This window comes from Mycolicibacillus trivialis, assembly GCF_002102395.1.
In the GTDB taxonomy this organism is placed as follows: Bacteria; Actinomycetota; Actinomycetes; order Mycobacteriales; family Mycobacteriaceae; genus Mycobacterium; species Mycobacterium triviale.
The window spans coordinates 148,570-168,480 of the sequence record NZ_LQPZ01000013.1; the positions used below are offsets into that span (position 1 = coordinate 148,570).

The 19,911-nt window shown below is 70.0% G+C and carries 21 protein-coding genes; 13 read left to right on the forward strand and 8 right to left on the reverse strand.

Annotated features, from left to right (window positions below):
• Window positions 1-111: 111 nt before the first annotated feature.
• Window positions 112-519, reverse strand: a complete 408-nt coding sequence (locus tag AWC30_RS05040) for a hypothetical protein (RefSeq protein WP_085109101.1) — start codon at window positions 517-519, stop codon at window positions 112-114.
• 152 nt (window positions 520-671) lie between these two features.
• On the opposite strand from AWC30_RS05040, the gene AWC30_RS05045 reads away from it, so the two are divergent.
• A complete protein-coding gene (locus tag AWC30_RS05045) occupies window positions 672-1,466 on the forward strand; it encodes an MBL fold metallo-hydrolase (protein ID WP_085109102.1) in 795 nt (264 codons plus the stop codon).
• Between the two features lie 7 nt (window positions 1,467-1,473).
• Here the strand turns inward: AWC30_RS05045 and AWC30_RS05050 are convergent, their stop codons facing one another.
• Window positions 1,474-1,866, reverse strand: coding sequence for a pyridoxamine 5'-phosphate oxidase family protein (locus AWC30_RS05050; RefSeq protein WP_085109103.1), 393 nt, complete (start codon window positions 1,864-1,866; stop codon window positions 1,474-1,476).
• A gap of 38 nt (window positions 1,867-1,904) precedes the next feature.
• On the opposite strand from AWC30_RS05050, the gene AWC30_RS05055 reads away from it, so the two are divergent.
• On the forward strand, window positions 1,905-2,921 hold the full coding sequence (locus tag AWC30_RS05055; RefSeq protein WP_085109104.1) for an aldo/keto reductase family protein: 1,017 nt from the start codon (window positions 1,905-1,907) through the stop codon (window positions 2,919-2,921).
• 9 nt (window positions 2,922-2,930) lie between these two features.
• Here the strand turns inward: AWC30_RS05055 and AWC30_RS17320 are convergent, their stop codons facing one another.
• Complete coding sequence (locus AWC30_RS17320) at window positions 2,931-3,539, reverse strand: DUF8017 domain-containing protein (protein WP_474623358.1); 609 nt, start codon at window positions 3,537-3,539, stop codon at window positions 2,931-2,933.
• Between AWC30_RS17320 and AWC30_RS17325 the strand changes: the two genes are divergently transcribed.
• Window positions 3,529-3,783 carry a hypothetical protein gene (locus AWC30_RS17325; RefSeq protein ID WP_109561931.1) on the forward strand — a complete coding sequence of 85 codons (255 nt, stop codon included), beginning with the start codon at window positions 3,529-3,531 and terminating at the stop codon, window positions 3,781-3,783. The two genes, AWC30_RS17320 and AWC30_RS17325, sit on opposite strands and share 11 nt — an antisense overlap.
• A 197-nt stretch (window positions 3,784-3,980) precedes the next feature.
• Here AWC30_RS17325 and AWC30_RS05065 read toward each other — a convergent pair whose 3' ends face one another.
• Window positions 3,981-5,717, reverse strand: coding sequence for an N-acyl-D-amino-acid deacylase family protein (locus tag AWC30_RS05065; RefSeq protein ID WP_085109106.1), 1,737 nt, complete (start codon window positions 5,715-5,717; stop codon window positions 3,981-3,983).
• Window positions 5,718-5,836: 119 nt separating this feature from the next.
• On the opposite strand from AWC30_RS05065, the gene AWC30_RS05070 reads away from it, so the two are divergent.
• From AWC30_RS05070 to AWC30_RS05085, 4 genes are all read left to right on the forward strand, one after another.
• Window positions 5,837-7,015 carry an MSMEG_1130 family ribosome hibernation factor gene (locus tag AWC30_RS05070; RefSeq protein ID WP_085109107.1) on the forward strand — a complete coding sequence of 393 codons (1,179 nt, stop codon included), beginning with the start codon at window positions 5,837-5,839 and terminating at the stop codon, window positions 7,013-7,015.
• A 57-nt stretch (window positions 7,016-7,072) separates the two neighbouring features.
• Window positions 7,073-8,260, forward strand: a complete 1,188-nt coding sequence (locus tag AWC30_RS05075; RefSeq protein ID WP_085109108.1) for an RtcB family protein — start codon at window positions 7,073-7,075, stop codon at window positions 8,258-8,260.
• A 29-nt stretch (window positions 8,261-8,289) separates the two neighbouring features.
• Window positions 8,290-9,426: a site-2 protease family protein gene (locus AWC30_RS05080; RefSeq protein ID WP_085109109.1), complete on the forward strand. Its 1,137-nt coding sequence runs from the start codon at window positions 8,290-8,292 to the stop codon at window positions 9,424-9,426.
• Window positions 9,427-9,762: 336 nt separating this feature from the next.
• Window positions 9,763-10,464: a GAF and ANTAR domain-containing protein gene (locus AWC30_RS05085; protein ID WP_085109110.1), complete on the forward strand. Its 702-nt coding sequence runs from the start codon at window positions 9,763-9,765 to the stop codon at window positions 10,462-10,464.
• Window positions 10,465-10,479: 15 nt separating this feature from the next.
• Here AWC30_RS05085 and AWC30_RS05090 read toward each other — a convergent pair whose 3' ends face one another.
• From AWC30_RS05090 to AWC30_RS05100, 3 genes are all read right to left on the reverse strand, one after another.
• Window positions 10,480-10,992: a hypothetical protein gene (locus AWC30_RS05090; protein WP_085109111.1), complete on the reverse strand. Its 513-nt coding sequence runs from the start codon at window positions 10,990-10,992 to the stop codon at window positions 10,480-10,482.
• Window positions 10,993-11,020: 28 nt separating this feature from the next.
• Window positions 11,021-11,347, reverse strand: a complete 327-nt coding sequence (locus tag AWC30_RS05095; RefSeq protein WP_234807942.1) for a nitroreductase/quinone reductase family protein — start codon at window positions 11,345-11,347, stop codon at window positions 11,021-11,023.
• Window positions 11,348-11,409: 62 nt separating this feature from the next.
• On the reverse strand, window positions 11,410-11,880 hold the full coding sequence (locus AWC30_RS05100; protein WP_085109113.1) for a DUF1772 domain-containing protein: 471 nt from the start codon (window positions 11,878-11,880) through the stop codon (window positions 11,410-11,412).
• 106 nt (window positions 11,881-11,986) lie between these two features.
• Between AWC30_RS05100 and AWC30_RS05105 the strand changes: the two genes are divergently transcribed.
• From AWC30_RS05105 to AWC30_RS05125, 5 genes are read left to right on the forward strand one after another with little or no spacing between them, the layout of a single operon-like run.
• Entirely contained in the window at window positions 11,987-12,562 is a 576-nt protein-coding gene (locus tag AWC30_RS05105; RefSeq protein WP_085109114.1) for a TetR/AcrR family transcriptional regulator, read from the forward strand.
• Window positions 12,563-12,592: 30 nt separating this feature from the next.
• Window positions 12,593-12,988, forward strand: coding sequence for a tautomerase family protein (locus tag AWC30_RS05110; RefSeq protein WP_085109115.1), 396 nt, complete (start codon window positions 12,593-12,595; stop codon window positions 12,986-12,988).
• Window positions 12,989-13,009: 21 nt separating this feature from the next.
• On the forward strand, window positions 13,010-13,519 hold the full coding sequence (locus AWC30_RS05115) for a mycothiol transferase (protein WP_085109116.1): 510 nt from the start codon (window positions 13,010-13,012) through the stop codon (window positions 13,517-13,519).
• A gap of 53 nt (window positions 13,520-13,572) precedes the next feature.
• A complete protein-coding gene (locus AWC30_RS05120; RefSeq protein WP_085109117.1) occupies window positions 13,573-15,090 on the forward strand; it encodes an aldehyde dehydrogenase family protein in 1,518 nt (505 codons plus the stop codon).
• Window positions 15,090-15,905 (forward strand): hypothetical protein, encoded by an 816-nt coding sequence (locus AWC30_RS05125; protein ID WP_085109118.1) that lies wholly within the window; start codon window positions 15,090-15,092, stop codon window positions 15,903-15,905. The genes AWC30_RS05120 and AWC30_RS05125 overlap by 1 nt, the downstream gene beginning before the upstream one ends.
• Here the strand turns inward: AWC30_RS05125 and AWC30_RS05130 are convergent.
• Window positions 15,902-17,923 (reverse strand): prolyl oligopeptidase family serine peptidase, encoded by a 2,022-nt coding sequence (locus AWC30_RS05130; RefSeq protein WP_085109119.1) that lies wholly within the window; start codon window positions 17,921-17,923, stop codon window positions 15,902-15,904. The genes AWC30_RS05125 and AWC30_RS05130 overlap by 4 nt on opposite strands.
• A 136-nt stretch (window positions 17,924-18,059) precedes the next feature.
• On the opposite strand from AWC30_RS05130, the gene AWC30_RS05135 reads away from it, so the two are divergent.
• Window positions 18,060-19,886, forward strand: coding sequence for a fatty acyl-AMP ligase (locus AWC30_RS05135; protein WP_085109120.1), 1,827 nt, complete (start codon window positions 18,060-18,062; stop codon window positions 19,884-19,886).
• The last annotated feature ends 25 nt before the right edge of the window (window positions 19,887-19,911 follow it).

Below are 19,911 nucleotides of genomic sequence, written 5' to 3' on the forward strand. Positions count from 1 at the left end.
CTCACCACGGAAAAGTGCGAGTGGAGTGCGTGCTGGACGCAGAGTCGGCGAGGTTCGTCGGCGAGGTTCGCCGGCTGGTTCGTCGGTGGGCTCCCCGGCGGGTTCGCCACCTCACGACAAGGGGCAGATGCCGTCCAGGGTCCAGGTCTGCGGGACGGGCGCGCCGGGGCCGGGGCAGAACTTCCATTCCCAGTCCTTCGGGGCCGCCGGCGGGCAGATCTTGCCCAACTGCATCTCGCGTCCCCAACAATTGAATGTGCTGTAGCCCATCCGGATATTGCCGACACACTTGCTCGGGTCGTCGAGGACGAAGTACAGCGCATCCGAGGGGCACGGAACCCACCGGGAGCCCCACGGGGCGACCTCCGGGCACTCCTGGCTGTTGGGGACCAGATGTGCCCAACACCAGTAGGTGCCGTCCGGGATCGCCTGCGCCGGCGCGGTGGCGACCAGCACACCGGCGCCGAGTGCGGTTGCCGCCCCCATCGCGGCGGCGGCCGCTGTCTTGAGCATCTTCATCGTTCTCCTCCTCGTCACCGGTGCAGGCCCGACGCCGCACAGGGAATCGTCCGCCCACTATGTGGTTTGCGCGATCCCCGCAACATCGGCCAAAGCGCGTAGAAAACGGGGCCGGGGAGCGTAAATCAGTCGGCCGGTACGGTGACCGGGACATGAGAATCCTGCTGCTGGGCACCGGCAGTGCCGACGGCTGGCCGAACCCGTTCTGCCGCTGCGCGTCCTGCCGGCGAGCAGCCGAAGCCGGCGAACTCCGCGGACAGAGTGCCGCCCTGATCGACGACACCGTGCTGATCGACTGCGGACCGGAAGTGCCGCGAGCCGCGGTCCGCCACGGCACCTCCCTGGCCGGGGTACGACAGATCCTGTTGACCCACGCGCACTTCGACCACGTCGGGCCCGGGGCGTTGCTCATGCGGCACTGGTCCGGAACGACCACACCGCTGGAGGTCCTGGGCCCGGCGAGCGCAGTGGCACAGTGCCGGCCATGGGTCGAGGAGGGCAACCCGATCACGTTCCGGACCCTGCAACCCGAGGACGACGTCGCGCTCGGCGACTACCGGGTGCGGCCGGTGCAGGCCAACCACGCCGCCGAATTCGGCGGCGAGGCCCTGCTCTACGACGTCACCGACGCCGCGGGCGGCCGGATCCTGTGGGCCACCGACACCGGACCGCTGCCCGACGACACGATGGCCGCACTGGCCGGGGCCGCCTTCGATGCGGTGTTCCTCGAGGAGACGTTCGGCACCTTCACCGGTCACGGCTGCGCCCACCACGACCTGCCGGCTTTCGTCGAGACGGTGGCCGGGTTGCGGGCGTGCGGCGCCGTCGCAGAGCACACCGAGGTGGTGGCGGTGCACCTCGGGCATCACAATCCGCCGGATCTGGACCGACGGCTGGCCGCCTGCGGGGCGCGAGCGGGCCGCGACGGCGAGACGGTGTCGACCTGACGCGGGCCTACCCCGCCTTGTAGAGCACCTCGCAGTCGTGCAGGCAGCCTTCGACGGCGGCCTTCGAACCCGGCTTGGCGCGGCGGTGCAGCACGGCGCGGATCGGCACCAGGGTGGCGGTGCCGTCGGCCACGGTGGCCCGTCCGTCGACGAACAGCGAGTAGTCGGCCGGGTCGCGCGGCGGCCACACCAGCGACACCTCCGGCTGGCGGGCGAGGTTCTTCGCGGTGGAGCCGCCGACCGCGCCGACCTCGATGACCCCGTCGGGGCCCTCCCGAAGCACCGGGTTCACCGCCACCGCGTGGGAGTGCTCGGTCTCGCTGACGGTGACCAGGTAGGCGAAGTCGTAGTCGGCCAGCGCGGCGGCCAACCGGTCGAGGTCGGATCGAGTAGCAGACATGACCCGACAATAGCCGCGCGCTGCGTCAGGATGGAGGTATGGAATTTCGCTACTTGGGCAACTCCGGCCTACAGATCTCGGAGATCACTTACGGCAACTGGCTCACCCACGGCTCACAGGTGGAGAACGACGTGGCGACCGCGTGCGTGCACGCCGCCCTGGACGCCGGGATCACCACCTTCGACACCGCCGACGTCTACGCCAACGGCGCCGCCGAGGAGGTGCTCGGCGCGGCCCTGCGCGGGCAACGACGGGAGTCACTGGAGATCTTCACCAAGGTGTACTGGCCGACCGGCCCGGCACCGCTGGGCAAGAACGACACCGGGCTCTCCCGCAAGCACATCATGGAGAGCATCGACGGCTCGCTGCGCCGGCTGGGCACCGACTACGTCGACCTCTACCAGGCGCACCGCTACGACACCTTCACCCCGCTGGAGGAGACCATGCAGGCGTTCGCCGACATCGTCCGGGCCGGCAAAGCGCTCTACATCGGGGTCAGCGAGTGGACCGCCGAGCAGATCCGGGCCGGCCACACGCTCGCCCGGCAGCTCGGGGTCTCGCTGATCTCCAGCCAGCCGCAGTACTCGATGCTGTGGCGGGTGATCGAACCCGAGGTCGTTCCGGCCTGCCGGGAGCTGGGAATCAGCCAGATCGTGTGGTCACCGATGGCCCAGGGCGTGCTGTCGGGCAAGTACCGGCCCGGCCAACCGCCACCGGCCGGCTCGCGCGCCTCCGACGAGAAGGGCGGCGCGGACATGATCAAGCGCTTCCTCGCCAACGACACCTTGACCCGGGTGCAGGACCTCGCCCCGGTCGCCGACGAGCTGGGGCTGTCGATGGCGCAGTTGGCGATCGCCTGGGTTCTGCAGAACGATAATGTCGCCGCCGCCCTGGTCGGGGCGTCGCGGCCCGAGCAGGTCGCCGAGAACGTCAAAGCGGCCGGGGTCGCCATTCCGGCGGAGGCGCTCACCCGCATCGATGCGGTGCTCGGCGACGCCGTGACCGCGGACCCGAAGCTGGTGGCCCGCTCCACCCCGACCAAGCGGATGCTCTGAGCGCAAGGCTCAATCGGCGAAGCGCAGCGTGCCGACGAGCTGCTCGGTGAGTGCCGGGTCCGGGTCGTCGGGGCCGCCTTGCCGCATCGAGACCACGAACAGCACCGAGCCGGGCTGGTCGGGCACCGTGGTGGCCACCATCACGTGCAGCCCGCCCGGTGAGTCGGCGCAGCCCCCGGAGTCGACGCCGGAGACGGTGGCGACGATCTCCACCGCGGGGGTGTCACCGATGCTCAGATGGCGGGGCTCGCTGAGGCTGACGGTGGGGACGACTCCGTCGGCGGAGGTGAAGATGTCGGCCACCAGGCCGGATTCCAGGCGCACCGCCTCATCGATGTCGTTGGCGTTGCTCGCCCCGGGCGCACCGGTCACCGCGAACTGCCCGGACTCGCAGAGCGGGTCGGGCAGTTCGGCCGCACCGCTCATGGTCCGGATCGGGCAGTAGCCGAACGGGCCGTCGTCGCAGGGCTTTTCCCAGCCGATCAACGTCGAGCACGACTTGATGACCCACTCCGGCGGTACGTCGTAGACCAGGCCGCGCGGAGTGTTCACCGTCGCCCACCCGGCCGGGGTTTGCGGTCCAGGACCGGCGCCGTGCTCATCGCAGGTGCTCGACAGTGGTTTCGTCGGCGGCGACGAGGTGGTGCTCGGCGGGCTTGTCGCGGTGGTCGTGGTGGCCGGCGAGACGGTGACCGCGGTGGTGCTGGTCGGTGCCGCGGTGGTCGCGCCGTCCGAATCGGAGAGCTTCCAGATCGCCACCGCCGCGACCGACACCACGGCGACGACCGCGACGATGATCAACACCAGCCAGCGGGGGTTGTTCGGCGGTGGCGGGCCACCGCCCGGCGGGTGCATCGGGTAGCCGCCGTAACCAGCATAGCCGGGATGGCTTGCCCCATAAGCGGATCCGTAGCCCTGAGGTCCGTATCCCGGTCCGTACCCCGGTTGGTAGCCGTCCCCGTGTTGTGGATACGGCATCGTCGGCTCGTGCGGCGACGGCGGATAGGCCATAAGGGCTCCCGGGGCAGGCGGTGGTCCGCCGCTATCCTAAGTCGCCGATCAGCGCCGCCCGCGCACCAATCTGCCGGGTCGGGCCGCGGTCGGAGTCCCGTTCTCGGCGATGACCTCACCGGCGACGATCGTGGCCACATAACCGTCGGCGGTCTGGTCCAACCGTCGGCCGCCGGCGGGCAGATCGTAGGTGATCACCGGCTTGTGCAGCCGCATCGCGGCGTGGTCGAGGACGTTCAGGTCGGCTTTGGCGCCCACCGCGATCCGGCCGCGGTCGCCCAGACCGGCGACCCGGGCGGGAACCGAGGTCAACTGCCGGATCGCCTCGGGCACGTCGATGCGGCCCTCGGCGCGATCCCGGGCCCAGTGGGTGAGCAGGTAGGTGGGGAAACTGGAATCGCAGATCATCCCGTAGTGCGCGCCACCGTCGCCGAGGCCCAGTACCACGTCCTCGCGGCGCAACAGCGACCCGATCGTGTCGAGCGACCCGCCCTCGAAATTCGCCAGCGCGCCCAGCAGGATGGCGTGGCCGTCGTCGTCGAGCACTCGGTCGTAGGCCTCCTCGACCGGCGAGACGCCGCGGGCCTTGGCGCGCGCCGCGATGGAATCGGCCGGATCGGGCTCGTAGTCGGCGCCGCCCGGATCCGCCTCGGTGAGCGGGAAGATCCAGTCCCAGGCCTGCGCCATGTACAGGATCGGGTTGGCCGGGACAGTGCTCGGTGTGTCGGACAGGATGCGTTGGCGTACTTCGGATTTGCGCATCTCGGCCACCCGTTGGGCCAACGGCAGCCCGGCGATCTCCTGGTAGGAGGGGTAGAGCACGAACGGGTTGGCGGTCAACTCCAGTCCGATCATCAACCCGATCGGGCGGGGGAACACCTGGGCGGTGACCCGCGGTGCATCCGGCTGCGAACCGGCGTTGGCCCGCTCGATCATGTCGATCGCCTCCGGCCACACCCGGTCCCCGGCGTTCGCGGCGATCAGGGTGAAGGTGACCGGCAGGTCGGCGCCGGCGGCGGCGTCGAAGACCTGCTGGAGCACCGGTTGGTAACCGCCGCCGGGCAGATCGGGTACGAACTGGATCAGCCCGCCGCCGCCTTCGGCGACACCGCGAGCGATCTCGGCGAGTTCGGTCTCGGCGGCCTGGAAGCTGGGGATCTGGTCGCCGCTGTCGGTGCGGTGCGTGGCCAACCGGGACGAGGCGAAGCCCAACGCCCCGGCCTGCACCGCCTCTTTGGCCAGCGCCCGCATCCGGGCCAGATCGTCGGCAGTGGCCGGTTCGCGGTCGGCGCCACGGCGGCCCATCACGTACACCCGCAACGGGGAGTGCGGCAGGTAGACCGCGACGTCGATGTCGAGACGACGGCCCGCCAGGGTGTCCAGATACTGCGGGAAGGTCTCCCAACTCCAGTCCAGCCCGTCGGTCATCACCACCCCGGGGATGTCCTCCACCCCGGCCATCACGTCGACCAGTACGTCGTGGTCCTCGGCACGGCACGGCGCGAACCCCACCCCGCAGTTGCCCATCACCGCGGTGGTCACCCCGTGCGCCGACGACGGATTTAGCCGATCCGACCAGATGGCCTGCCCGTCATAGTGGGTGTGCAGGTCCACGAAACCGGGGGTCACGAGCAGGCCGGTCGCGTCGATCTCGCGGGACCCCGCGCCGTCGACGTGCCCGACCGCGGCGATCACCCCGTCGCGGACCGCCACGTCGCCGACATAGGGCGGCCCGCCGAGCCCGTCGACGATGCTGCCGTTGCGGATCACCAGGTCATAGCTCATGGAACCAATCTACGGCCGCGGCGGGGCGACCGCGCTCGGTCCCGGCCGGGGTCGGCCCGGTTGTGGCATGGTCGAAGGGAGAACCAGTGGGTTTATCGAGATGATCGAGGTGAGCAATCGTGGTCGCGATCGAGCGGCTCAACGAGGACGATCTGCGGGAACTGTCCGGACGCACCGACAGTGCCGGCGTGCTGTCGGTTTACGTCAACGCCGATCCGGCCGGCGACGCCAACCGGCAGGCCGCCGAGATCGATCTGTCCAATCGGTTCCGGGAACTGCAGCGCCGGGTCAGCGAGGACGGCGCCGGGCCGGGGGAGCGGCGCGCGACCACCGCGGCGCTCGAGCGGGTGTGGCCGCAGATCCAGCCGCTGGCCGGACCGATCGCGTCGGGCCGCAGCAGGATCGCCTTCGTCGCGTTGAGCGGCGACTGGTCGCTGCACCTGGACGGCGCGATGCCGGTCGGCAACCGGGTGGTGCTGGACGACGGTCCGTTCATCCACCCGCTGCTGGAACTGCTCGACGAAGGCCGACCTGCCGGTGTCGCCCTGGTGTCCGCCGATGAGATCCGCATCGCCGAGTGGCGGGTGGGTTCGCTGCGGGAGCTCAGCAGGATGGAGCAGCCCTATGTCGAGGCGCCACACGAGCGGGCCGGGCAGATCGGCGGCGGGCCGCAGGGGCAGTACAACACCCCGGTGCGGGAACAGCGCCAGACCCGCCAGCGGGATCTGACGCAGCGGTTCCTGGACCAGGCGACCGGCGTGCTGACCGCGCTGGCCGGTGAACGCGGCTGGGAACGGATCCTGGTCAGCGGCGGCGAGCGCTGGACCGAGCGGGCGGTGGGCGGCCTCGCTCAGTCGTTGCGCGACAAGGTGTTCGCCGACCCTCGCAATCTCAGCGGACTCGATGAGGCGGCGTTGACCGCAACGGTGAGCGCTTGGGCGCACGACCAGCACAAGGACGACGAACAGCGGCTCCTGCAGCGGGTGCGCGACGCCGCAGGCAACGGCAACGCCGCCCTCGGGCTCTCCGAGGTGGCCGCGGCGCTCAACGCCGGTCGGGTCTACCGGCTGGTGTACGACCCGGAGGTGCGCTACGCCGGCACCGTGGGCGCCGATGGCGCGATCTACGGCGGCGACGAGATCGGTCCCGACGGCCGCCCGGGTGCTGAGGAGCCACGGCTGACCGAGCGGCTGGTCGAGCGGGCCTTCGAGACCGGTGCACGCATCAGCCCGGTGGAGGGCGCGGCGGCCGGGACGTTGAGCGACGTCGACGGTGTCGCCGCGCTCCTGCGTTGGTAGGCGCGAGGCTCGAAACACCCCGCGGCGCAGTAGGTGTCGGTGGTGGGAGTGAGAGGGATGGGGACGACAACAGATCGGTTGGTCAATTTCGCCAGCCAGGTCGATGAGCAGACGATCCGGCAGGCCGAGCAGACGGCCGGTATGCCGTTCGTGTACCCGCACGTCGCGCTGATGCCCGACGCGCATTTCGGGATGAGGTCGGCGGTCGGCACTGTCATCCCGACCCTCGGCGCGGTGATGCCCGCTGCGGTCGGGGTGGACATCGGCTGCGGCATGGCCGCGGTCCGCACCGACTTCACCGAAGCCGACATCGTCGGCCGCGATCTGACCGTGCTGCGCGATTCGATCGAGTCGAGTATTCCGCTGTCGCCGGGCCGGTACAACCGGCGCGCCGACCGGTTCCCGTTCACCGCGGGGCGCATCGAGGTCCTGGAGCTACTGGCCGACGACGACGGCGTCGATCTGTTGCACAGCAAAAACTGGCGGCTACAACTGGGCACCCTCGGCGGCGGCAACCACTTCATCGAACTGTGCATCGATGACCGGGGTCGGGTTTGGCTCTTCCTGCACAGCGGCAGTCGCGGCGTCGGCTTCAAGATCGCCCAGCGCCACATCCGCACCGCCCAGCAGTCGATGCGCCGCCGCGGCATCGAATTACCCAACCGGGGCCTGGCCTACCTGGAGGAGGGGACCGACGAGTTCGACACCTACCTGCGTGAGCTGACCTGGGCGCAGCGGTTCGCGTTGGAGAACCGCGCGGAGATGACCGACCGGTTCCGGCAGGCTTTCGCCCACTGGATGGGCGTGGACCCCGCCGACGCCGAGCACATCGAGAAGGAACGGGTGTTGTGTCACCACAACTACACCCGCCGTGAGCGGCACGGTGGCAAAGAGGTGTGGTTGACGCGCAAGGGCGCGATCGACGCCCACGAGGGTGTGGCGGGATTGATCCCCGGGTCGATGGGTGCGCGCTCCTACATCGTGCGGGGCAAAGGCAACCCGGATGCGCTGTGCTCGGCCCCGCACGGCGCCGGGCGGCGCTATTCGCGCACCCAGGCGCGCAAACTGTTCACCACCGACGATCTCGCGGCGGCCATGACCGGTGTCGAATACCGGCACGGTGACGCGTGGGTCGATGAGATCCCCCAGGCCTACAAGGACATCGATGTCGTCATGGCCGACGCGGCCGGCCTGGTCGAGGTCACCGGGGAACTGCGGCAAGTGCTCAACGTCAAGGGCACCTGAACACAGGTGCCCGAAGCTGGGAGGCGACGATGAAGGCGACAGTACGGCTCGGTCGGATCGCCGGGGTGGCGGTCGGCGTGCACTGGAGTGTGCTGGCGATCGTGGCCCTGTTGGTCGCCGGTCTGACGGTTCAATTTCCGCACATCGAACCCGGCTACTCCACCGCGGCGTACCTGGCGTCCGCCGTACTGGCGGCGACGTTGTTCGTGGCCTCGCTGCTGGGGCACGAACTGGCCCACGCGGTGGTCGCCCAACGCAACGGTGTCGAGGTCGAGGGCATCACGCTGTGGCTGCTGGGCGGGATCGCCCGGCTGCGCGGGGATGCGCCCAGCCCGGGGGCCGACTTCCGCATCTCGGCGGTCGGCCCGGCCAGCAGCCTGTTGATCGCCGCCGGTTTCTACGGGCTGATGTGGCTGGGCACCCAGGCTGACGCGACCCCACTGCTGGTGGCGGTGGCCGCCTACCTCGCGGTGATCAACGTGGTGCTGGCGGTGTTCAACACGATTCCGGCCGCCCCGCTGGACGGCGGCCGGATCCTGCGCTCGGCGATCTGGGCGTGGCGCGGTGACCGGTACCTGGCGACGATGGTCGCCGCCCGGGCCGGTCGCATCTTCGGTTTCGTGCTGATCGCGTTGGGCATCCTGCAAGCGATCAGCGGTGCCGGATTCGGCGGGCTGTGGTGGGTGCTGCTCGGGTTGTTCGTGGTCACCATGGCCAACGCCGAAGAACAACAGCTGCGCACCACGACGGCGCTGGCCGGGGTGCGGGTGCGCGACGTGATGACCGCCGACCCCGAGACCATCGGCGGCGATGTGACGGTGGCGGACTTCATCCAGCACACCGCGCTGGGGCGGCGGCACTCCAGCTTCCCGGTGCTCGACCACGCGGGCCGGCTGGCCGGGCTGGTGACGTTCAACCGGATCCGGGCGGTCGCGCCCGACGGGCGGGGGACCACGCTGCTGCGGGAGGTGGCTTGCCCGCCGGCCGAGGTGCCGACCGCGCACCCCGACGAGGCGTTGACAGCGCTGCTGCCGCGGCTGTCGGGATGCACCGACGGGCGTGCGTTGGTGTTGGCCGACGGCGCGCTGGTGGGCATCGTCTCTCCGAGTGACATCAGCCGTGCCGCCGCCCTGCACGGCCTGGGCGCGCGCTTCGACGAGCGTTGAGCCCCGCGCGCCGCGAGCCGCGCGGTGAGTTGCGCCCAGCCGCGCCCCGAGTGAAGTTCAGCGGCGACGAATCGGCGATTCCGCCTACCTGGAACTTCACTCGGTCTACCTGGAACTTCACTCGACGCTGTCGGCGGCGGGGAGCCGGTGACCGTCAGCTCGACGGATTCGGAGTAAACCGGCGCGATGTCGGGTACCTGCCGCACAGGCGATGCGGTAGCCCGGGCTGGTGCGTCGCTTAGCCTCCGGCCGTCAAGTCGTCCGGCGGTCGGAGGCGCACCGCGGGACCGCCGCCGCGGTTCCGCCGTGGTCCACCTGCGATTACGGTGAGGAGGCATGAGCGAGCGCGCGGCAGGCACCGATCTGGCGTCGTTGCTCGGCGACCTCGCCGTTGAGATGCAGGGCCAGACCGACCCCGAGGCGACGTTGAAGGTGATCGTTGAAGGGGCGATCGCGCTGGTGCCGGGGGCGCGCTGGGCGGGGATCTCGCTCAACCGCCGGGGGCGGATCGAGTCGCGGATGCCCAGCAACGTGTTGGTTGGCGAGCTCGACGAAGCGCAGGCGAACCTCGGGGAGGGCCCGTGCATCAACGCCGTCCGCGAGCACCACACGGTCGTGATCGACGACATGAGCACCGAGACGAGGTGGCCGCGGTTCGCGCGACTGGCGCTCGAGCGTGGCGTGCGCAGCGTGGCCGCGTTCCAATTGTTCGCCCGGGAGGAGAACCTCGGCGCGATGAACCTCTACGGCACCGAACCGGGCGTCTTCGACCGGGAATCGATCATGGTCGGGGAGGTCTTGGCCCAGCACGCCGCCGCCGCGCTCGCCGGGGCGATGTCGGAATCGCAGTTGCAGTCCGCACTGGTCAACCGCGACCTGATCGGCCAGGCCAAGGGGATTTTGATGCACCGTGAAGGCCTCACCGGGTTGCAGGCGTTCCAACTGCTGTTGCGCACCTCGCAGAACGCGAACATCAAACTCGTCGAGATCGCCCGCTGGGTGGTCGAGCAGCACGAGAACAAACTCCGGGAAGGCTGACCCCGGAAGGCAGACCTATGCGGCTCGCGGCATGGCGCGTGCGGTCACGATGATCCAGGCGAACAGCGACAGCGGGATCACCCAGATCGAGTAGCTCTCCAGCGACAGCGGACCGCCGCGGATCCCGAAGACCACCAGGAACAGCAGGTGTAGCGCAGCCGCCGCAGCCGCAACGTGGGCGGTGTAGCGCGGCAGTACCCGGCGGGTATAGACGGCGATGGCGAACGAGGTCAAGGCCACTGCGGTGGGGATGCCGGACATCGCCAAGAGCCCGAAGGCGAGGTCGTAGAGCAGCGTTGCGGTGTCGGAACTGCGGTCCCGGTAAAGCAACATGTTGAAGGCACTGAACCCGCTGAGTATGAGTAGCACCAGCCCGACGAACCCCGTGCCGAAGCAGGTCGGTAGCGCCGACCCGGCTTCGATCCGTTCCCGGAGGTAGGCCCAGAGGGCGGCGCCGAAGGGCAGCCAGAGCATGACGCCGACGGTGTAGAGCGCCATCATCACGACCAGTCGGTCGTGGTGGGTCAACGCCCACGCGCCGACGTCGGCTGCGGTGCTAACCGGTCAGCGTGATGACAACCCGCACGGCGCCCGACTCGTCGCGGATCGCAACCCCATGGCCGGGGTGGTCCCGGCCGGCGATGCGCAGTGTCAGCGGGCCACCGGCGCCGAGGAAGTTGCGCCACCAGGTCTTCGCGTCGGGCAGGTTGACCCCGACGGTGACCGTGTCGCCGGTGCGACGGTAGGCCACCGGGATGGTGAACGTGCGCCCCGAGCGTCGGCCGGTGTAGGTCACCAGCGCCACCGTTCCGGTGAGCAACCGGTTGAACCGGGAGGTGGCCAGGGCGGTGACCGGGGCGTTGAACAGTGGCGCGGCACGCATGAGAGTTCGTCCCAGCGAGCGCTTCCTCGTCATGGCTGTCCTTTCCTCATCGGGTCAGGTCCTCATTGGGTCAGGGTGAGGCACAGTGCCACCAGCGCCAGCCCCTGCAGCAGCGCACGCGGGTAAATGATGCGGTCCCAATCGGCTTGCAGTCGGCGGGGCGCCACGGCCGGTCCACTGCCGGTGGCGGCCGCGGTCAAGGCGCGGTTGATCGGTGCGCTCACCCGCAGATACAGCAGCAGCCAGACCGCCATCAGTGTCACCGCGATTCCCGCGGTCACCGCTCGCAGCGGATGGCCGGCCAGCACGGCCGCGACTGCGCTGATTGCTGCCCCGGCGGCGCCCAGCACCCCGAAGAACGGCATCCGGCGATCCCCGTAGAGGTGCAGGTAGCCGGCGGTCGCCGTCAACGCCGGATCATCGAGGCGGGCCAGCGCGGGCCGCAACACCACCGCGCAGAACATGTCGGTGCCGAAGAGCACCGCCACCCCCAGCAGCGCGACCAGGGTCGGGGCCTGACCCGGTTCTGTCATCGTCAGCCGCCTTACATTCGACGCTAGAATCGCTAGCAACGCTAGCCGCGTCGCGTCGAACTGGCAATAGCATCGCTAATTTTTCTAGCGGCGCTATATTCTTGCCATGGCTATCTCGGACCGACGCGCCCGCTACCGGGCGGCCCGCCGAGACGCGATCGTCGCGGCCGCGCGGCGACTCGCTGCCGCCGAAGGCTGGGAGGCGGTCACCACGCGCCGCCTCGCCGCGGCCGTCGAGTACAGCCAACCGGTGCTGTATGCGCATTTCGGCTGCATGGACGAGCTGGTGGCGGCGGTCGCGCTGGAAGGATTCGGCGAACTCGCCGAGGCCTTGCGCGCCGCCGGTGCCGGCGCGTCCAGCGGCGCGGAGGCGCTGCGCCGGCTCGCCGCCGCCTACGTCGGCTTCGCCGTCGAGCACCCGGCTCTCTACGACGCGATGTTCACCCGGTCGTCCACTTTGCACTTCGGTGCCGAAGACACCCCGGCGGCGCTGACCGACGCGTTCGCCGCGCTGCGGGAAGTGGTCGCGCTGGTCGCCGGGACCGCTGATGTCGACACCTACGCCGAGGTGGTGTGGGCGGCGCTGCACGGGCTGGTCACCCTGGACCGCGATCATCGGTTGCGTCCCGGTTATGTCCATGAGCGCCTCGATCTCCTGGTCGCCGCGCTGGTACCGGGGTGATCCGTGGCCGCGGCATGTGATGATCGCGGTATGCCCAACTCCGTGATCGAGATCCGCCGGACTTACTCCCGCGACGAGGAAACGGCGCTGATCGAGGCGGTGCACGCCGCGCTGATGGCCGCGTTCGACGTGCCCGCCGACGGCCGCTGCGTGCGACTACTGGTCCACGAACCGCACCGGTTCGCCTGCCCGGCGAAGCTCGCCGACCCCGAGCGGTACACGCTGGTCACTATCGACTGCTTCGCCGGCCGCTCACTGCAGGCCAAACGCGCGCTCTACCGCGGCATCGTCGAACGTCTCGCCGCGTTGGGCATCCCGGGTGACCACGTCGCGATCGTGGTCCGGGAGAACACCAAGGAGAACTTCGGGATTCGCGGCGGGCGGGCGGCCTGCGACGTCGACCTGGGCTACACCGTCACGGTGTGAGGCGGGCGTAGCGTCGAGCCCATGAGTGAAACCGACGCCATCCAGGCCCTGCTGCGCGACGCGTTCACCCGGCTCATCGAGCACGCCGACGCGCTCACCGAGGGCCTGCCCGACAAGATCGCCGACTACCGCCCCACCGACTCGGCCAACAGCATCGCCTGGCTGCTGTGGCATTCGGCGCGGGGGCAGGATTTCCAGATCGCCGACATCGCCGGCACCACCCAGGTGTGGAGTGAGTGGGTGGACCGTTTCGGCCTCGACCTGGACCGCGACGACACCGGATACGGCCACACCCCCGAGCAGGTCGGCAAGGTCCGCGCGCCGGCCGAACTGCTGGCCGGCTACTACCGCGCGGTGCACGCGGCGACGCTGGACTATCTCGGCGGGGTCGACGCCGCCGAACTCGGCCGGATCGTGGACCGCAACTGGGACCCGCCGGTCACCGCCGGGGTACGGCTGGTCAGCATCGTCGACGACTGCGCCCAGCATCTGGGCCAGGCTGCCTACCTCCGCGGCATCGCACCGACTTGACACCCGTCGAGGGCACGGTAACGGAGATCACATCCGGCGGTTAGCATGGTGTCATGACCGCGACTTCTGACCTGCAGACCCCACACACCGGAACCATTCACAACCCGGCCACCGGTGAGGTCGCCGGGCAGGTGACCTGGACCGATCCGGCCGCCATCCCCGAGATCGCCGCGGGGCTGCGCGCCGCGCAACGGGAATGGGAACAACGCGGCGCCAAGGGCCGCGCCAAGACACTGGCGCGCTTCGCGGTGTGGCTCGGCGAGCACCGGGAGGAGATCGAGGACCTGCTGATCGCCGAGACCGGCAAGTCCAAGACCGACGCGGTCCAGGAAGTGCCGCTGCTGATCATGATCCTGTCCTACGTGATCAAGACGATGGAGAAGGCGATGGCGCCCGAGAAGCGCCCCGCCCCGTCGAAGCTGCTGGCGATCAAGAAGATCAGCGTCCACTACCGGCCGCGTCCGGTCGTGGGCATCATCGCGCCGTGGAACTACCCGGTCGCCAACGCGATGATGGACGCGATCGGCGCGCTGGCGGCCGGGTGCGCAGTGCTGCTCAAACCCTCCGAGCGCACGCCGCTGACCGCCGAACTGCTGCGCCGCGGCTGGCTGGAATCCGGCGGCCCGGAAGTGTTCACCTTGGCCCAAGGGGCCCGCGAGGTCTCCGAAGCGGTCATCGACAACGCCGACTACGTGCAGTTCACCGGATCGAGCGCCACCGGTGTGAAGGTGATGGAGCGTGCCGCGCGCCGGCTCACCCCGGTCAGTCTCGAACTGGGTGGCAAGGACCCGATGATCGTGCTGGAGGACGCCGACATCGATCTGGCCGCCCACGCCGCGGTGTGGGGAGGCATGTTCAACGCCGGACAGACCTGCGTCTCGGTCGAACGGGTCTACGTCCTCGAGCCGGTCTACGACCAGTTCGTCAGCGCGGTGCTGCGCGACGTCGAGGCGTTGCAGGTCGGGGCCGGCGAGGGCACCCATTTCGGTGCGCTGATCAACGACGAGCAACTGGCCGTCACCGAACGTCACGTGCGCGACGCCCAGGCTGCCGGGGCACGCGCGCTCACCGGCGGCAAGCGCACCGAGGGCCCGGGTAGCTTCTACCCGCCGACCGTGCTGGTCGACGTCGATCACTCGATGGCGTGTATGACCGAGGAGACCTTCGGACCGACCCTGCCGATCATGAAGGTCGCGACGGTCGAGGAGGCGATCCGGTTGGCCAACGCCAGCCCCTACGGGCTGAGCGCCTCGGTGTTCTCCCGCGACCACGACCGCGCCCGCGACATCGCGCTGCAACTGGACTGCGGCGCGGTCAACGTCAACGACGTCATCACCAACCTGATGTGCACCACCGCGCCGATGGGCGGTTGGAAGACCTCCGGCATCGGTGCCCGCTTCGGCGGCGTCGACGGCATCCGGAAGTTCTGCCGCCAGGAGACCGTCGTCATCCCGCGCACCAACGCCGGCGCCGGCGGCAACTACTACCACAACTCGTTCAAGGCGCTGACGCGGATGAACAAGCTCATGACCCGCGTGGCGCTGGCGCGGCCGCGCCGCGTCGCCAAGTAGTGCGACTGCTCGCCACGGCAGTGCTGTGGCTGATCGCCACGGCTGCGCTGGCGGTGGCGGTCCCCGGAGTGTGGGCGCAGCGTCACCTCGTCGACACCGACGGTTACGGTTCGCTGGCCGCCGAGGCGGCGGAGGACCCGGGTCTGCAGGCCGCGGTGGCCGCGCAGCTGACCACCCAGGCGATGCGGGTCTCCGACGCCGACGGTACCGACAGCCTGCAGGTGCACGACGTGGCTGCCGCCTACACCGCCGGTCCGGATTTTCCGGCCCAGTTCGCGCACGTCAACCGCGCTGCGCACCGGTGGCTGTTCACCGGTGCGGGTCAGGGCGAGGACCTGAGCATCGATGTGGCACCGATGCTCGAAGACAGCGCCTTTCGACCCTTCATCGGCGAGGTGCCGGCGACGGTGACCGTGCCGGTGACCGCGACGCCCGAGGCGCTGCGGTCCGGGCAACTGCGTGCCCTGCGGGTGTGGGGACCGGTGGTGAGCATCGGCGCGAGCGTGCTCGCCGCGGCGGCCGCGCTCGGCGTGGTCGCGATGGCTCGCAGGCGCGGCCGTGCGCTGGCCTGGTTGGGGGTGTCGGCACTACTGGTCGGCGCCGGCGGGTGGGCCGGGATCGAGGTCGGGCGCGGCCGTCTCGATGCGGTCCTCAACACCACCGCCGGGGACATCCGCAGGATCGCCGAGATCATGGTCGATCACGCGGTGGCGAGCCTGCATCTCTGGCTGAACCTGACCCTGGCCGCTGGCGGGATCCTGGTGGCGGTCGGCGTGCTGACCGGTGTGCTCGGCGGGCTGCGCCGCAGCGGTTAGCCTGCGCCGCCGAGCATCTCCCACAGGAATGAGAAGCTCAGCGCCGACCGGAATGCCACCTGCGCGTTGTCCGCGGCGCCGGCGTGCCCACCCTCGATGTTCTCGTAGTAGCGCACCCGGTGGCCGGCCTCCTCGAGGGCGGCGGTCATCTTCCGCGCGTGCCCGGGGTGCACCCGGTCGTCGCGGGTGGAAGTGGTGATCAACACCGGCGGGTATTCGGCGGACGCTGAAATATTGTGGTACGGCGAGTATTTCGCGATGAATTCCCATTCGGCGGGATCGTCGGGGTCGCCGTATTCCGCGACCCAGGACGCCCCGGCCAACAGCCGGTGATAGCGGCGCATGTCCAGCAGTGGAACGCTGCACACCAGCGCCCCGAACAGGTGCGGGTAGGCGGTGAGCATGATGCCCATCAACAGCCCGCCGTTGCTGCCGCCCTGGGCGCCCAGGCGCTCGGCGGTGGTGATGCCCCGCTCGACCAGGTCGGCTGCGACGGCCGCGAAATCCTCGGCCACCAGATGCCGGCCCTCCCGCATGGCCTGGGTGTGCCAGCGCGGACCGTATTCGCCGCCACCGCGGATGTTGGCCAGCACGTAGGTGCCGCCGCGGGCCAGCCACAGCCGGCCCAGCACGCCGTCATAGCCGGGAGTGCGGGCTACCTCGAACCCGCCGTAACCGCCGAGCAGGGTCGGGCCTGCCGCTCCGTCGGGACGCACCACGAAATAGGGGATCGCGGTCCCGTCCGCCGAGGTCGCGAAATGCTGGGTGACCGTGATGTTCGCGCTGTCGAAGAACGCGGGCGCGGCCTTGATCTGGTGCAGCGGCCCGCCGGCGGGGCCGTGCAACAGCCGGGACGGGTTGGTGAAACCGCTGTAGTCGATGAAGATCTCGTCGCCGTCGTCGTCGGCGGCGACCACCACAACGCTGGTGTTGGCCGGCACCTCGGGCACCGGGTCGGCTCGCCAGCTGCCGGGGGTGAGGATCTGCACCCGGCTGGCCACGTCGGCGAGGGTGACCAGCACCAGCTTGTCGCGGGTCCAGGCGTAGTGGTGCAGCGCGGTGTGGTCGTCTGGTTCGAACACCACCGTGAGTTCGGCGGTGCCGGCGAGGAAGTCGTCGTAGTCGGCGGCCAGCAGCGAGCCCGCACCATAGGAGGCCGTCGGTGTGGTCCAGTCGGAGCGCAGCTCGATCAGCAGCCACTGCCGGTGTGCGGAGACCGACGCGTCGGTCGGGGCGTCCAACCGGATCAACTCGTCGCCGCCGGGCGATTCCCGCAGCTGATAGACCTCGTCGTTGAAGAAGTCGACGGCCCGGGTGAGGAAGGTGCGCTCGAAGCCGGGGGTGCGGTCGCAGCGGGCGGTGACCGCGACATCGGTGGCGGCGCCTTCGAACACGGTCTCAGCGGCGGTGAGCGGCTGCCCCCGGCGCCAGCGTTTGACCACCCGCGGATAACCGGACTCGGTGAGTGACCCCGCGCCGAAGTCGGTGCCGACCAGGACGGTGTCGCCGTCCAGCCAGGTGAGATGCGTCTTGGCCTCCGGGAGCTCGAATCCGTCGGCGACGAACTGGCAGGTGGTCAGGTCGAATTCGCGGACGATCGCGGCGTCGGAGCCGCCGGCGGACAGGCTGACCAGCGCGCGGTCGTGCTCGGGTTCGATGACGTCGGCGCCGGCCCATACCCAGTTGACGTCGTCGTCGCGCCCCAGCGCGTCGACGTCGATGAGCACCTCCCAGTCCGGGTGATCGCGGCGGTAGGACTCCAGCGTGGTGCGGCGCCACAGCCCGCGCGGGTTCTGCGCGTCCCGCCAGAAGTTGTAGAGGAACTCGCCGCGCCGTCGCACGTAGGGGATGCGGGTGTCGGTGTCGAGCACCTCCAGCGCCGCGGTGCGCAGGGCGTCGAACTCCGGGCCGGCGAACCGTTCGACGGTCGGGGCGTTGTGGGCGCGCACCCAGTCCAGGGCGGCGTCGCCGGTGATGTCCTCCAGCCAGAGATGCGGGTCGGTGTTCACGGCCCTCATTGTGACCGCCGAGGCGAAGGCCGAAGGAAAGGGGGAGGTGGGGGCCGTCTCGACCACCGTCGAGTCGTGGCGAAAATCACCAGACTGTTATGTACATGTAACTGGATTTCACAGATAGAACTCTTATTCTGTCCTTATGAATCAGAGAGTTGCCACAAGTTTCGCGGTGCGTAAGCCCGAGCTTGCCGACTTCCTCGACTCCGAAGGCCACATCGTCATCCCCGACGGCGCCACCCTGGTGTCGGTTCTCGAGGCCAACGTCGCCGACCTCGCCGCCACGACCGCCTACCGCTACCTCGACTACCGTCACACCGCCGACGGGCGGGCCGTCGAATTGTCCTGGGACCGGCTCGGTGCGCGTCTGCGGGCGGTGGCCGCCCGGTTGCAGCAGATCAGCGCCCCCGGTGACCGGGTGGCGATCCTGGCGCCGCAAGGTGTCGACTACGTGGTGGGCTTCTTCGCCGCGATCGCCGCGGGCGGCATCGCGGTCCCGCTGTTCGCCCCCGAACTACCCGGCCAATCCGATCGGTTGCACGCCGTGTTGGCCGACGCCGAGCCGACGGTCGTGCTGACCACCGCCGAGGTGGCCGACACCGTGCAGCCGATCGTGCGCGCCATCGCGCCCACCCGCCGGCCCCGCGTCCTCGCGATCGACGCGCTGCCGGACGCCGTCGGCGCCGGCTACACCCCGGCGACGATCGGCACCGACGACATCGCCTACCTGCAGTACACCTCCGGGTCGACCCGCACCCCGGCCGGAGTGGAGATCACCCACCGCGGGGTGTTCACCAACCTGATCCAGATGATCATGTCGGTCGGGGTGGACTGGACCAGCCGCAGTGTCAGCTGGCTGCCGCTCTTCCACGACATGGGGTTGCTGATGATCATGTTCCCGGCCGTGTGCGGCGGACACATCACGTTGATGTCGCCGACCGCGTTCGTGCGCCGGCCGCACCGGTGGATCCGCGAGCTCGCCGAGCAGTCCCGCTACGGGCGGACGATCGCCGCGGCACCCAACTTCGCCTTCGAGCTGGCCGCGCAGCGCGGTCGGCCGAAGCCCGGCGAGGAGCTCGACCTGAGCAACGTGGTGGGGCTGATCAACGGTTCCGAACCGGTCAACATCGACTCGATCCAGCGGTTCACCGAGGCGTTCGCGCCCTACGGCTTGCCGGCGACCACGGTGAAACCGTCCTACGGGATGGCCGAGGCGACGTTGTTCGTCTCCACCATCGACCCCGCCGCCCGGGCCACGGCCACCTACCTCGATCGGGAGGCCCTGGGGGCCGGTCGGGCGGTGGAGGTGGCCGCCGATGCGCCCACCGCGGTCGCCCAGGTGTCCTGTGGCCGGGTGGCGCGCAGCCAATGGGCGGTCATCGTCGACACCGACAGCGACACCGAATTGCCCGACGGACGGGTCGGGGAGATCTGGCTGCACGGCGACAACCTCGGCCGCGGCTACTGGCGCCGCCCGGAGGAGACCGCGCTCACCTTCGAGAACAAACTGCAGACCCGGCTGGACTCCGGCAGTCACGCCGAGGGCGCGCCGGTCGGCGCCGCCTGGCTGCGCACCGGCGACCTGGGCATGTACCTGCACGACGAGCTCTACATCGTCGGCCGCATCAAAGACCTGGTGATCGTCGACGGGCGCAACCACTACCCGCAGGACATCGAGGCCACCGTCGGCGCGGCGTCCACCGCGGTGCGCACCGGCTACGTCGCCGCCTTCTCGGTGCCCGGCGCGCGCGGCGGCGAGGAACTGGTGATCATCGCCGAGCGTGGCACCGGGGCCGGGCGCACCGATCCGGAACCGGTCATCGAGGCGATCCGGGCGGCGGTCTCCCGGCACCACGCCGTGCCGGTGGCCGACGTCCGGCTGGTCAGTGCCGGCCGGATCCCGCGCACCACCAGCGGCAAACTCGCCCGGCGGGAGTGCCGGGCCCGCTACCTGGCCGGGGAACTGTAGTCCGGTAGCCGGGCCGGCCCGGCGC

Excerpts from the sequence above, each read along its gene's own strand:
- AWC30_RS05040 (WP_085109101.1), bottom strand. The coding sequence starts at position 519 with ATGAAGATGCTCAAGACAGCGGCCGCCGCCGCGATGGGGGCGGCAACC.
- AWC30_RS05045 (WP_085109102.1), top strand. The coding sequence starts at position 672 with ATGAGAATCCTGCTGCTGGGCACCGGCAGTGCCGACGGCTGGCCGAAC.
- AWC30_RS05050 (WP_085109103.1), bottom strand. The coding sequence starts at position 1,866 with ATGTCTGCTACTCGATCCGACCTCGACCGGTTGGCCGCCGCGCTGGCC.
- AWC30_RS05055 (WP_085109104.1), top strand. The coding sequence starts at position 1,905 with ATGGAATTTCGCTACTTGGGCAACTCCGGCCTACAGATCTCGGAGATC.
- AWC30_RS05065 (WP_085109106.1), bottom strand. The coding sequence starts at position 5,717 with ATGAGCTATGACCTGGTGATCCGCAACGGCAGCATCGTCGACGGGCTC.
- AWC30_RS05075 (WP_085109108.1), top strand. The coding sequence starts at position 7,073 with ATGGGGACGACAACAGATCGGTTGGTCAATTTCGCCAGCCAGGTCGAT.
- AWC30_RS05080 (WP_085109109.1), top strand. The coding sequence starts at position 8,290 with ATGAAGGCGACAGTACGGCTCGGTCGGATCGCCGGGGTGGCGGTCGGC.
- AWC30_RS05085 (WP_085109110.1), top strand. The coding sequence starts at position 9,763 with ATGAGCGAGCGCGCGGCAGGCACCGATCTGGCGTCGTTGCTCGGCGAC.
- AWC30_RS05095 (WP_234807942.1), bottom strand. The coding sequence starts at position 11,347 with ATGCGTGCCGCGCCACTGTTCAACGCCCCGGTCACCGCCCTGGCCACC.
- AWC30_RS05100 (WP_085109113.1), bottom strand. The coding sequence starts at position 11,880 with ATGACAGAACCGGGTCAGGCCCCGACCCTGGTCGCGCTGCTGGGGGTG.
- AWC30_RS05105 (WP_085109114.1), top strand. The coding sequence starts at position 11,987 with ATGGCTATCTCGGACCGACGCGCCCGCTACCGGGCGGCCCGCCGAGAC.
- AWC30_RS05110 (WP_085109115.1), top strand. The coding sequence starts at position 12,593 with ATGCCCAACTCCGTGATCGAGATCCGCCGGACTTACTCCCGCGACGAG.
- AWC30_RS05115 (WP_085109116.1), top strand. The coding sequence starts at position 13,010 with ATGAGTGAAACCGACGCCATCCAGGCCCTGCTGCGCGACGCGTTCACC.
- AWC30_RS05120 (WP_085109117.1), top strand. The coding sequence starts at position 13,573 with ATGACCGCGACTTCTGACCTGCAGACCCCACACACCGGAACCATTCAC.
- AWC30_RS05130 (WP_085109119.1), bottom strand. The coding sequence starts at position 17,923 with ATGAGGGCCGTGAACACCGACCCGCATCTCTGGCTGGAGGACATCACC.
- AWC30_RS05135 (WP_085109120.1), top strand. The coding sequence starts at position 18,060 with ATGAATCAGAGAGTTGCCACAAGTTTCGCGGTGCGTAAGCCCGAGCTT.